The organism is Paraglaciecola sp., assembly GCF_039943935.1.
GTDB lineage: Bacteria > Pseudomonadota > Gammaproteobacteria > Enterobacterales > Alteromonadaceae > Paraglaciecola.
Genome location: NZ_JBDUZQ010000001.1, coordinates 21,539 through 33,662 on the forward strand (window position 1 = coordinate 21,539; position 12,124 = coordinate 33,662).

9 protein-coding genes are annotated in these 12,124 nt (G+C 39.7%); 5 read left to right on the forward strand and 4 right to left on the reverse strand.

What is annotated here, in order from left to right; translation table 11 throughout:
• Positions 1-42 precede the first annotated feature (42 nt).
• The 3 genes from ABJD71_RS00090 to ABJD71_RS00100 are packed head-to-tail and all read left to right on the forward strand — an operon-like array spanning position 43 to position 3,173.
• The gene (locus ABJD71_RS00090) at positions 43-462 is read left to right on the forward strand and encodes a RidA family protein (RefSeq protein ID WP_348162691.1); all 420 of its coding nucleotides are present in this window, start codon (positions 43-45) and stop codon (positions 460-462) included.
• Between the two features lie 21 nt (positions 463-483).
• Positions 484-1,776, forward strand: coding sequence for an FAD-binding oxidoreductase (locus tag ABJD71_RS00095; protein WP_348162694.1), 1,293 nt, complete (start codon positions 484-486; stop codon positions 1,774-1,776).
• A gap of 32 nt (positions 1,777-1,808) precedes the next feature.
• Positions 1,809-3,173: an APC family permease gene (locus ABJD71_RS00100; RefSeq protein ID WP_348162697.1), complete on the forward strand. Its 1,365-nt coding sequence runs from the start codon at positions 1,809-1,811 to the stop codon at positions 3,171-3,173.
• A gap of 27 nt (positions 3,174-3,200) precedes the next feature.
• Here the strand turns inward: ABJD71_RS00100 and ABJD71_RS00105 are convergent, their stop codons facing one another.
• Positions 3,201-4,145 (reverse strand): helix-turn-helix domain-containing protein, encoded by a 945-nt coding sequence (locus ABJD71_RS00105; RefSeq protein WP_348163475.1) that lies wholly within the window; start codon positions 4,143-4,145, stop codon positions 3,201-3,203.
• A 455-nt stretch (positions 4,146-4,600) separates the two neighbouring features.
• Here ABJD71_RS00105 and ABJD71_RS00110 point away from each other — a divergent pair, with 455 nt between their 5' ends.
• Together ABJD71_RS00110 and ABJD71_RS00115 are read left to right on the forward strand one after the other, a co-directional pair.
• On the forward strand, positions 4,601-5,476 hold the full coding sequence (locus ABJD71_RS00110) for an EamA family transporter (RefSeq protein ID WP_348162700.1): 876 nt from the start codon (positions 4,601-4,603) through the stop codon (positions 5,474-5,476).
• 3 nt (positions 5,477-5,479) lie between these two features.
• Positions 5,480-6,094 carry a YigZ family protein gene (locus ABJD71_RS00115; protein WP_348162703.1) on the forward strand — a complete coding sequence of 205 codons (615 nt, stop codon included), beginning with the start codon at positions 5,480-5,482 and terminating at the stop codon, positions 6,092-6,094.
• 145 nt (positions 6,095-6,239) lie between these two features.
• On the opposite strand, the gene ABJD71_RS00120 is transcribed toward ABJD71_RS00115, so the two are convergent.
• The 3 genes from ABJD71_RS00120 to ABJD71_RS00130 all read right to left on the reverse strand — a co-directional run bounded on the left by ABJD71_RS00120 (position 6,240) and on the right by ABJD71_RS00130 (position 12,084).
• Entirely contained in the window at positions 6,240-9,425 is a 3,186-nt protein-coding gene (locus ABJD71_RS00120) for an efflux RND transporter permease subunit (protein ID WP_348162710.1), read from the reverse strand.
• A gap of 10 nt (positions 9,426-9,435) precedes the next feature.
• Complete coding sequence (locus tag ABJD71_RS00125) at positions 9,436-10,584, reverse strand: efflux RND transporter periplasmic adaptor subunit (protein ID WP_348162713.1); 1,149 nt, start codon at positions 10,582-10,584, stop codon at positions 9,436-9,438.
• A gap of 330 nt (positions 10,585-10,914) precedes the next feature.
• Positions 10,915-12,084, reverse strand: coding sequence for a diguanylate cyclase (locus ABJD71_RS00130; RefSeq protein WP_348162716.1), 1,170 nt, complete (start codon positions 12,082-12,084; stop codon positions 10,915-10,917).
• Positions 12,085-12,124: the final 40 nt, after the last annotated feature.

Consider the following 12,124-nt stretch of genomic DNA (forward strand, 5'->3'; position numbering starts at 1 on the left):
ATCCAGTTTCACATCTCCAACTCTATTGATAACGGCAGTAATATGAGAAAAATTATTAAAGTAAAAACAGGCTCTAAATTAGAAGAAGTAGCGAGCTATTCCCGAGCAGTGGTGGTCGACAACTGGGTGTTTGTCTCTAATACCGCTGGTAGAAATCCGATTACCAAAGAAATTCCTGAGGATATTTTTGAACAGACCGATCAGGTTTTTGAAAATATTGAAAGGGCCTTACACGCCGCAGGGTCTAGTCTTGAAGATGTAGTGGTGTCTAGGGTATTTATTCAAGATCCACAACAAGTCCCTGTAGTTATGGAGCACATAGGTACTAAATTTAGAGGCATTGATCCAGCTACAACTGTTACTTGTCCACCTCTTGGAAGTTCAGTTTATAAAGTTGAACTTGAAGTACAAGCCTATCTAGGTGCAAGCAATGCCAATGTTCAAGAATTAAAGTTAGCTTAATAATTGCTTTGCAGGTGATGTATGACTCAAACATTAGAAAGAATTAAAACCTCAACTGAACTTCCTGAGTCGACCTCAGTTGTCATTATAGGAGGTGGTATCGTGGGAATTTCTGCAGCCTTAACCTTGGCGGAACGAAATATCCCTGTAGTGTTGTTAGAAAAGGGCCATATTGCCTGTGAACAGTCTTCAAGAAATCTAGGCTGGATCCGTAAAACCAGTCGAGATGCCCAAGATGTCCCCTTGGCTCAAGCTGCTGACAAACTATGGCAAAGTATGCCAGAACGAATCGGTCAGTCTGTTGGTTACAAGCAAAGTGGCATTATGTTTCTCGCAAACACTACTGAACAGATGGAAGTCTATGAAAATTGGATTAAGTCAGTTGACGATCTTAATCTCGATTCTACTTTGCTCAGTAACGAAGAGATCGCTAAGCGCGTTCCTAATTCATCTAAAAAATGGGCAGGAGCGATTTATACTGCCAGTGACGGCCGTGCCGAGCCACATATAGCTACACCTGGGCTTGCTAAAGCTGCATTGCAGCGAGGCGCTAAAATTTTGCAAAACACTGCAGTCCGTTGCTTGATGACATCTGGTGGAAAAGTTAATGGGGTCATTACCGAAGCCGGTGAAATTAAATGTGAGCAGGTTATTTTAGCTGGTGGAATGGGATCAAGGAGGTTCCTTGGTAATATGGGAATTAACTTGCCAACTTTAGGGTTAGTTTGTTCTGTTATGCGAACGACACCCATTGACGGTCCTACTGATATTGCGGTTGGGGCTTCTAATTTTTCATTTAGAAAACATCAAGGTGGCGGTTATGTTATCACTCAACGTGGAGCACTTAAGGCACCTTTAGTATTAGACCACTTACTTATCGGTTACAAATACTTAGAACAACTTAAACATCAACGAAGCTTTCTTAGAGTGTCATTAGGCAAAGAGTTTCTTAGAGATTTAGCTTTGGCAAGGCGCTGGCAGGCCACGTCAGCTTCACCATTTGAAAGGCTTCGTATTAATAACCCCCCTACTGTGGATGGTTTAAATCAAGAAGCGCTTGCAGCTCTTCGTGAAGCTTGGCCAATCTTTAATCAAGCCAACATAGATGAGGCATGGGCGGGGCTGATTGATGTGACACCCGACTCCAACCCTATTATTGATAATATCGATACTTTACCTGGATTAACCTTGGCCACTGGATTTTCTGGGCATGGATTTGGAACAGGCCCCGCAGCGGGACAACTAGCGGCAGATATTGCAACTGGTGCGACACCATTAGTTAACAATGGGCCGTATAAGTTTTCCCGTTTATAGAATGTATAAGCCAATACAGAGATAATAATAAAATGGGCGCATTAAATAATTCTGAGAGTAAAAATAGCAAGCTTAGCTTAGTGAGTATGATAGCAATTTGCGTTGGTCTAGTAATAGTTCAAGGCGCAATGATATCGGCTTTACAAGGTATAGGTATAGGCGGTAGTGCATTTGTTTTAGCAATGTTTTGTGCTCTCATTATTGCGCAATGCAATGCCATGAGCTTTGCAGAATTAGCGCTAATGTTTCCTCAAGAGGGGACGTTGGCTACTTATACACAAAAAGCACTTGGGCATTTTCCGGCGATCATCGCTGTTTTTGCTGGTTATGTAGTTGTTGCCATTTTGGCAATACCTGTAGAAATGCTATTGGTAGAAGCCATACTTAACGAATTGCTACCATCTTTTGAATACAATAAGGCTATACCTATTGTGTTGCTAGGGGGGCTGACTTTGACAAGCTTAATTGGTGCAGATGTCTTTTCTAAAATACAAAATGTGTTGGCTTTTGTGCTTATTGGTGCGCTTATACTGGTAGGTTTAGTGGCTGTGACTGGAGGCTTACCAGAAGAGGGGGTAAGACAATCTAATGTGGTGTGGAGCTTAGCGAGTGCATGGAATGGTGGCTTTATTGGTTTAATCGCGCTAGCAATGTGGATGATGGTTGGGGTTGAGTTTATCTGTCCGATGATAAATCAGGTAAAGTCACCCACTAGAAATATCCCATTATCAATGCAGCTTTCATTGGTTATTATTTTCGTTATTTTTCTGATGTTTTCTTATGGCTCTACGCGTTTTCTTTCGGGTGAAGAACTGTTGCAGTCCCCTTTACCTTACTTAGCATATACCCAAGCAGTGTTTGGTAAAATCGGGTTGATTATAGCCACAATACTCGCAATTACAGCTACCTGCAGTACCATAAACACCGTACTGACATCTGTGCCTAAAATGCTCCATGGTATGGCAGAAAATAAACAAGCATTTCCCCAGTTAAAAGCAATTAATCGGTATGGCTCTCCTTGGGTCGCTATTGTTTTTTTGGCTGTTTGTACTTTAATGCCGTATATATTTCTTGAGATAGATTCGCTCTTGATATTAGTTATTGCTGCGACGACTAGTTGGCTACTAGCGTACATCATTGCACATATAGATGTTTTAGTATTACGAATTCGATTACCCAATATGCAGCGCCAATATCGCACTCCTTTTTACCCTATTCCTCAGATTATTGGCATTATTGCGATGATTTATGTGGCCTTGAACAATTCACCAGACCCATCAGTCACTAAGTTAGTTTATAGTATTACCGGTGGAATTTTAGTGGTGGTGAGTGTCATAGCTGCATTGTGGGTGAAATTATATATGAAGAAGGGACTATTTGATCCAGACATGGATTAAGGCTCTTCAGGTTTTGGGCTTGTGTAATTAACAAGCCAAAGCTGTAGTGCGATACTTGCGAGGAGTGACCTTGTATTGAGCCTTAAAGCAACGATGAAAGTGAGATACATCAGCAAAACACCATTCAAGTGCAATGTCAGTAATCGACATGTTTTCCATATTGGGTGAGGCTAACGCTTTTTTACAGGCTTCTAGTCTCTGTAACTGAATAAAACGAGAAACTGATATACCTTCATTTACAAATAATTGATGAAGGTATCGTTTACTGATTTTTTCTTTATCTGCTAAGTAATCTGGTGACAGATCTGGGTTATCAAGATTAGCCACTATATACGTTTTTATCGATTTAAGGTGAGACGCTGCTGTTGTTAATGTTTCGCTTTCATTTGGTAACTCAACAGCACTTAATGCCGTACCTAATAATTCCAATAGAATATGTTCAACCTTAATTACTATTTCTGGAGATATGGTATCGACTTTTTGTGCAAGATTGATAACGTATTGGCTTAATAACGAATTGGTCGTTTCGCTCTTATCAAACAACAATCCTAGATATTGATCTATATCAGGGCAAACCTGATGCATTTTCTTGGAAGGAATAACTAATACAGCATGTTTTACTAATTTTTTAAATTCAAATTTTATTGGTTCTTCGTTGTACCACACCATAAAATCGCCAGGTGTTAATTCTGCAACTCTACCATGATGCTCAATTCTGCCATTACCTCTTAGCTGAAATTTTACTAAATATTCTTTACCTGATAGGTGCGTATATTGTTCGTCTGAAGGTGTATCAACGCAGACTGCCTTGCTCTGCACCGTGCATAGGCGAATATGGTTTAACTCGTTATGTTCAAAACCCCCAATAAATGGCTGCTTTACTGGGCCGGTGCGAACAACATCCATCTTGCAGAAGCTGTCGCAAACATCGGCTTTCCAGTCTTCAAAGCTGGGTGATGGCATTGCGTTCATCAATATTTTACCTCAGTTATATGGAGGGATAGAGTGCAAGAAAAATGCCACTCACCATTATATCAAGACATGCTTACTTGCTGTGTAATTGCGGTAATATTTGATACATTAGGTTTGCTGTTGCGCACTACAATAGTGAGGTTACGCCAATTTAGAGTGCATAAAGACGCAAAGTAGACAAAAATATATGTTCGTAAATACAGGCCAGTAAGGTTGCAGATTTTCATAAAGTTTTATAAATAGCGCTATAGCTAGCCATCATAATCTAAACCCCTCTTACATGGGGTAGGTTATTAATGGTGATGAAAAGAAAGAGCTAGGATGTTCGACCTTTTAATACCCAATATTAACCCAGTAATTCTTTTATATATGACTGAGAATAATTCTAAAGCATTCATAATGTTTAGTGATGATGTAGGGTAATATCACCTTTTCTAATTAATTAAGGTGAAAAGGTGACTTGGGTCTTCTTTACATTAGGTGCTGTTGTAATGCAGACGTTTCGTAATGCATTGCAAAGTCAACTTAGTGCTAGTGTCAGTACATCAGGTGTGACCTTAGCTCGGTTTTTATTTGCTCCCCCAATTGCACTGGTTTACTTGTTAATCCTTTATTCTGTATCAGATCAAATCATCCCTACCTTTAATCAAGCATTTATCTTGATTGTATTTGCTGCGTCTTTGCTACAAATTGCAGCCACGTCTTTCATGGTCATTTTGTTTAAACAAAAAAACTTTGCTGTTGGCGCAGGCTTGGCAAAAAGCGAAGCGTTAGTGGCGGGTGTATTAGGCACGTTATTTTTTGGGAGCCAATTGAGCCTTTTTGGTTGGCTTGGGATTTTGGTGGGTGGCGCGGCAGTTTTTGTATTGTCTGGCGGAGGAAAAAAAGGTGGGCTTAGCCTTAAAACCATAGGTATTGGTTTAGCTTGTGGTACTTGTTTTGCCTTAACCTCTTTGTTTGTTCGCGAAGCAAGTCATATATTAAATGTACCGTTTCCCCATAGTGCAGCGTGGGTTTTGTTGTGGGTATTATGTATTCAAACTCTGCTAATGAGCAGTTATATCGCCATGAAAGACAGGTCTATTTTCATTGCGCTAAAAAACAATTCAGGCAAAACACTGGCTACCAGTGCAACGAGTTGTTTGGGGTCAATCTGTTGGTTTAGTGCTATGGCACTTCATCATGTTGCCTATGTAAAAACCTTGGGGCAAATAGAAGTTTTGTTTACTATGTTGGTTGCTATGTTTTGGCTTAAAAATAAGGTTGCTAGACATGAAGTTGTAGGGCTGTTGCTTATTGCTGCGGCAGCTGTATTAGTGATGTGGGCCTGATTGATGAGTATTGCTAGTTATCGAGTCCCAGCTCATGAGTGGCAAGTTGAATTAGAAGTAAAGCGTAGTAAGTTTTTAATCTTTGCTGCCAATACTGTAAATCGCGCTAGTGCTGAAGCTTTTATCAAGGGGTTACGAGAACAACACCCTCAAGCAAATCATGTTTGTTGGGCCTATATTGCTGGTGCTCCCGATACAACTATCAGGTCTATGAGTGATGACGGTGAGCCCAGCGGCACAGCGGGCATGCCAATGTTAAAAGTATTGGAGTATAGTGGCTTAGGCGATACTGCTGTGGCGGTAGTGCGTTACTTTGGTGGCACTAAGCTAGGTACTGGAGGTTTACAGCGTGCCTATTCTGATGCCGTATCTTTAGTCTTAAAAGATTTACCTACTATTACAAAAGTAGATCGCACCATACTGACATTAACCTTTGACTACGCCAATGACGGCGGAATCTCTCGCCTACTTGAGCGTTACGACATAAAAGATATTGTATCTACTTATGAACATCGAGTGGTAGTTAGTTTGGCAGTGGCCACGTCTGAGCTTGAAATGTGTAAATCTGAGTTAATCAACATTACAGCGGGTAACATTGTAATAAATACTACTTCCTAAACTGACATCTTCACTTTTGCAGAGCCGTCTTAGGTGAGAGCAATGTGATTATCAAAGCGCTTTGAATATTATTTCAGCAGACTTCAAAGATAAAAAAGCGCCACAGGCGCTTTTTTAACTTTTAGGTTCACTTACTGTTTGTGTGTCAATTGGAGACTGATATTTCACCTTTGGGTGATTTTCTATTTTTACCACTGATCATGCGCCCAATAAATACAAAACCTGCTTTCAAATCTTCTAAAATCATATATAAGCAAGGCACCAAAATTAGGGTAACCATTGTTGCATATAATACTGCAAACCCTAGAGATACCGCCATAGGAATGACAAATTTGGCCTGTAAACTGGTTTCAAACATTATAGGTAAAACACCTGCAAAGGTGGTAATAGATGTTAAGGTGATCGCCCTAAATCTAGCACAGCCACCTTCTGTTACAGCGGTTTTTATACTGTAACCTTGTTTGCGCCTTTGGTTAACGAAATCTGTCATAACTAAGCTATCGTTAATAACTACGCCTGATGCGGCTATGATGCCGAAGAGTGACATTAAACTTAAATCTAGGCCAAAGAAGAAGTGGCCCCAAATAGCGCCGGTCAAGCTAAAAGGGATAACCGACATTATAATCAGTGGCTGTCCGTAGCTTTTTAAAGGTATGGCAAGCAAGATGTATATCATTAGTAAGCCAGCTATGAAGAATGTCATTTGTTGATACTCTTGGGCCTGTTGTTCTTCTATGCTACCACCTAACTCAGATTTAACCCCTGGAAAGTTTGATTTAAGTTGCGGTATCAGTTTGTCTTCTACTTCACTAATCACTTCGTTAGGCTCTACTAGTTCCTCATCGATAGAACCAAATATATAGACGCTTCGATAACCGCCTTCACGACGGATATAATTAATACCAGGCTTCTCTGTTAATGTTGCAACATCACCTAACATAACTTCTCGGCCTTGTGGTGTAGTAATTACCGTATATTTCAATTCGGCAAAACGCTCCCGAGTTAAGGCTGGGTATCTAACCATTACTCGTACTTCTTCATCACCTCTGATAACTCTTTGAGCTTCACCACCAAAGAAACTGGCACCAACTTGCGTAGCAACATCCGCTAGATTCAGTCCCAAATCATAGCCAACTGGTAATAAGTCAATTTGAATTTCTTTACTGGCTGGGTCTATGCTCGAACTGATATCGAACAAGCCTTCTTGCTGTTGCAGCATGGCGATAAATTCTCGACCTGCGGCATTAAGAAGCGCTACATCTGCACCAAATAACATAAAGCCAAATTCACCACCTTCATTTCCGCCACTATTGATATCGTCGTAAATAGTAAGCGATTTTACGCCAGGAATGGTAGGCATAGCCTCACGCCACATTCTGGCTAGCTCAAAGGCATCGAAATGACGTTCACTTTCATCAACGAGGGGGACTATTATGCGCCCTTTAGTGCGATTTTCGTTGAACACCATTATGTCTTTCATCATAGGACTACCATGCTCATCTATAATGGCGGAATCTACGTCTAAGAGTGTTGACTCAATGGTCTTTAATGCATCAATAGTGGCCAGATCTGATACGTTTTCGTTCATTTCAATATTAATACTAGGAAAGTCATGAGGTACTTTGGGAGTCGGTACCATCCTGACATAATTACCTTGTATTAAGCCTGCACTTAACATTAACACTGCTACAAAAATGGCAAAGGCTAACCAGCGCCATTGAATGCAATTTTCTATAAAACGTTTATAGGGACCATTAACAAATCCAAAAAAACCTTTATTAAACTTAGCTCTCCAGCTTGTTTCTTTTATTGGAGAAAACTTCATATGTGCCAAATGCGCAGGTAAAATCCATTTCGATTCTATTAAACTAAATATCAAACATAAGATAACGACTGTCGATATATTGATAAAAAATGCGCTCTCTGGGCCACTAGAAAATAACGTTGGTGCAAAAATGGCTATTGTCGTTAAAACTCCAAATGTTGCGGGCGTTGCGACACGCTTAGCTCCGCGAACCACGCTTTCGACTCCTCCCCCTTTTTGCTCTATTTCGGAGTAGGCGCTTTCTCCAATTACTATGGCATCATCTACCACTATTCCGAGGACCATGATAAAAGCAAATAGCGACATAATATTAATCGTAATACCAAACACCGGCATCATCATCATTGCACCTAAGAAACATACGGGTAAGCCAACCATGACCCAAAATGCTAATCTAAAGCGTAAGAATATTGTTAACATTAACGCGACCAATAAAGAGCCTTGAAATAGATTTTTAAGCATCATGTCTAGCCGTGCATTCAAATAATATGTGAAATCTACTAGTGTCTTTATCTGAATCCCTTGAGGTAAGGTCTTGTTGCGCTCTTCAATATATTGCTTAACGGTTTCTGCTACAGGGACGGTATTTTGGTCTTTTGTTGCTTTGACTGAGAGGTATATCGCATTTTGGCCAGAAAATTTAAAATATCGCTCTCCTTCTACAAAGCCGTCTTTAATTGTGGCAACATCTTCGAGTAATACTTTTGCACCGTTAACACCAATTTTGACTGGAATCCGCCTAAATTCGTGGCCATCGTATAATTGGTTTTCAACTCGAACAGCAATAATTCCAGCATCGGTACGTAACTGGCCCGCTGAAATGTTGGCTGAGTAACCTCTAATGGCTTGCGTGATATTAGCTATGGTTAAGTTATATTTACGCAAGGTTTCAGGGTTAATCTCAATAGCAATTTCGTCTTCAGGCGTATCAAGTTGAACTAATGACACGTTATTTAGTTGTAAAAGTTCATCTTCAACTTGCTTGGCAATTGGTTTTAGTTCGGTAATGGGGATATCACCAACTAATGACATTTCAATAACATCTTGCTTAAACTCAATTTGTGAAATGTTTGGGGGCTCCATTTCAGCTGGGAATGTGGCAATGCTGTCGACTCTGGCTTTTACTTTATCTAGTACTTCTGTGAGCTCTTTATCTTTTTGGATTTCTAGGGTGATGCTTCCAGAACCGCGAAATGCTCGGGAAGTGGCCTTTTTAATTTCGGTGATGTCTTTTAACGATTCTTCAATTTTGATTAATATACTCTGTTCTATTTCTTGAGGCGAAGCTCCTCGGTATACAGCGCTAATATTGATATAGTTAATTTCAATATTGGGAAACATTTGTCTTTGAATAGTGAAATAACTAAAAAGCCCCATAATAACGATGAACACCATCATGAGGTTTGCAGCAACAGGGTTGTTAGCGAAGTAAGCAATTAATCCAGTTTGCTTCGGCAAAGGCGACTCTGAGGTCAATTTTTGGTTGTTTGAATGTTCTATAGACATGACTCGCCCCCTATTGTGATTGCTGTAGAGCTAATTCTTTCTTCGGTTCAGCAATTTTTACTTTCATGCCTTTTTGAGGGTACTCCGGCAGTGTCATTATAAGAGTGTCTTGATTTTTTATCCCTTCACTAACTAGCAAGTACTCGCCCTCTTCTCGAATAATCGCCACTCGTTTTGGTTGCATTTGTAACTCTTCGTCAAGCACCCAAATGATACGGTTATTTACTAAGCTTTGGGGCAATTTGTAAACTTGGCTAAGTGTTTTACCTGCAAAGCTTACCTCAACGTAGCTACCGAATTTAAGAGGAGGGAGATCAGACTTTAAACTGTAGGGGTCTTCAACTCTTACTACTAATTGGCTCATGCGTGTTTGTTGATCAATTATTCCTAAATCTCTGGCTATCGTTCCTTCTCGAGTGATAGCTGAGTATCCTTTGGTACTCACTAATGCAGTTTTTTGGGAGATACTTGAAGGTAAAAACTCTTGGTCAAAACCAGCAATTGGAAAAGATATTTCTGCAGTTTCAATGTTGTAGAGCTCTCCCACTTGAGAGCCTTGATTAACATACTGGCCACTACCTAAAGTGCGAGAGATTACTAGTGCATCATATGGCGCTTTAATATCACAGTTATCTAAGTCTCTTTGGGCGATTTTTAGACGGGCTTGTGCTGATTTTACTGATGCCTGTGCGCTTAGAAGCTGTGGTTTTCTCAAATACAGGTCAGAGACTTTATTACCCTTTGCTTCTTGTTTGGCGACATCAGCTCGGGCTTGCTCTTCAATTAAATTTGCTTTTGCGACTGTTAAATCAGATTCTGCTTGTAACAAAGCAGCTTCATAGGTGCCTTTTTCAACGCTGAAAAGAATGCTGCCATTCAACACCAAACCTCCAGCAACAAAACTAGGGTGCCAGCTTATAACTTCACCTGAAACTTGAGATGAAATCATAGTGCTTTCAAGGGGGGTCACTTCACCATAGCTTGTGATGTTGACTTGATAGTCTTCAGCAACCGCTGTTTCAACTTTGACCGTAGGGCGTGTATCAATGGGATCTTGTTCTTCGTCATCATTACCAGATGCTTTAATAACGCCCATTCCACCGTAACCGATTATGAGTACTATTAAGGGTAATATCCTTTTGAACCATTTATTTCTCATTAACGCCCACCTCTCTTCCTTTTTATTGTTAACTTATATTAACTTAGGTTTGAATCTGAGGTAAGTTCGAATTGTAAAAATCTGTTAATATATAAGCTATATTGCAAAACAATTTAAATTAGATAGTGATTTACCGTACTTACTTGCTATTACTTTGAATATTCAAGACGTTACCCCATATTTGTTACACTTCTCCAGTTGCTTTAATTCTCTTACATACTCCCAATCTTGCTTTAATGGTAATAATCAAAGGCCAATTATAATTTTAGAGAATGCACTCAATACCGCCTCCAGTTGTTGAGTGACTAAGCTCAATCGAGGAGGCGTGTGTTAACCATAAAACACTTGATTTCGACCTTCACTTTTAGCTTGATACATACCTTCATCGGCTCTCTTTAGCATATCGCCTGCGTTGTTATCATCCTTTCTATATCCACTGACTCCGCCACTTGCTGTTATTTCTATTATTAAACCGTTTAGCGTTAAGGGCGTTTTTTCTATGGTCTCTCGTATTTTGTTGGCTAGATTAAAACAGTCTTCTTGTTTTGTTTGTGGTAACAGAATGACAAATTCCTCACCACCAAATCTAGCCGCGCAGTCTGAAGCTCTAGTATGACTTTTTAGGATGCTGCTGATATGTTTAATTACTTTATCTCCCACGTCATGACCATAGGTGTCGTTTATGGATTTGAAATGGTCAATGTCGAAGCTTAGCACCCCTAATTCATAATGATGTCGTTTACTTAATGCCAATGCTTGATCAATTAAAATTGTGAATGAGCGACGATTAAGTAAACCCGTTAAGTGATCGTAGTTTGCTTCTTGTTGCAGGTTGTCTGCAAAACCTCTTACTTTATTGACCATAGGTCGAAAAATAAACAAGGCTTCCAGTAAAAGCGTAAGTAATATGATAACCGACACAATTTGTTGGGCTAACCTTAATTTATTTATTCTTTCAACACTCTCGTTTTCGTACTGATGCACTATCAAGTCTAGATTTTTTAGAAATTGGTTTTTTGCCATTTCCATAAAGGCTAAGTTTACTTGTACTAACTTTTCTTCAATATGTTTGGAGGGAGTTTCGAGTGCCTGGCTAATGAGGTGTGTAAACTCTCTAACTTGGTTGTCGGTATCATGTGGCTGTGAAAAATATAAATCTCGAATTTCTTGTGAAATTAGGTGCTGAGTTGTTAGGGTATAGTGGTTATTATTGAGCTTATTCAGCGCTTTCTTTGCTTCCTCTTTACTCTCTTGGTGCCCGGTAGACAGATATTCCATCGTAAACAAACTAGCCCTTTGCGATAGCATTCGCTGTTGCCCACTTAGGTTAACAATTTTGGCTGAGTCAGATTGTGCATAAATAATTTTATCTAGCATGAAGTGCACAAATATCGATAATAAGGCAATAATTGACAATGAAACCATGTAGTTAAATGTCATTGATTTTGTGGGGTTACTGACAGGCATTGCAATATCGATACTGGGGTCTTGTTTATGCATATTTATGACCTCTTTTAATTATTTTTATAGTCTGGCACCC

Coding starts and splice junctions, on each gene's coding strand:
- ABJD71_RS00125 (WP_348162713.1), bottom strand. CDS start 10,584: ATGAGAAATAAATGGTTCAAAAGGATATTACCCTTAATAGTACTCATA.
- ABJD71_RS00130 (WP_348162716.1), bottom strand. CDS start 12,084: ATGCATAAACAAGACCCCAGTATCGATATTGCAATGCCTGTCAGTAAC.
- ABJD71_RS00100 (WP_348162697.1), top strand. CDS start 1,809: ATGGGCGCATTAAATAATTCTGAGAGTAAAAATAGCAAGCTTAGCTTA.
- ABJD71_RS00115 (WP_348162703.1), top strand. CDS start 5,480: ATGAGTATTGCTAGTTATCGAGTCCCAGCTCATGAGTGGCAAGTTGAA.
- ABJD71_RS00090 (WP_348162691.1), top strand. CDS start 43: ATGAGAAAAATTATTAAAGTAAAAACAGGCTCTAAATTAGAAGAAGTA.
- ABJD71_RS00120 (WP_348162710.1), bottom strand. CDS start 9,425: ATGTCTATAGAACATTCAAACAACCAAAAATTGACCTCAGAGTCGCCT.
- ABJD71_RS00095 (WP_348162694.1), top strand. CDS start 484: ATGACTCAAACATTAGAAAGAATTAAAACCTCAACTGAACTTCCTGAG.
- ABJD71_RS00105 (WP_348163475.1), bottom strand. CDS start 4,145: ATGAACGCAATGCCATCACCCAGCTTTGAAGACTGGAAAGCCGATGTT.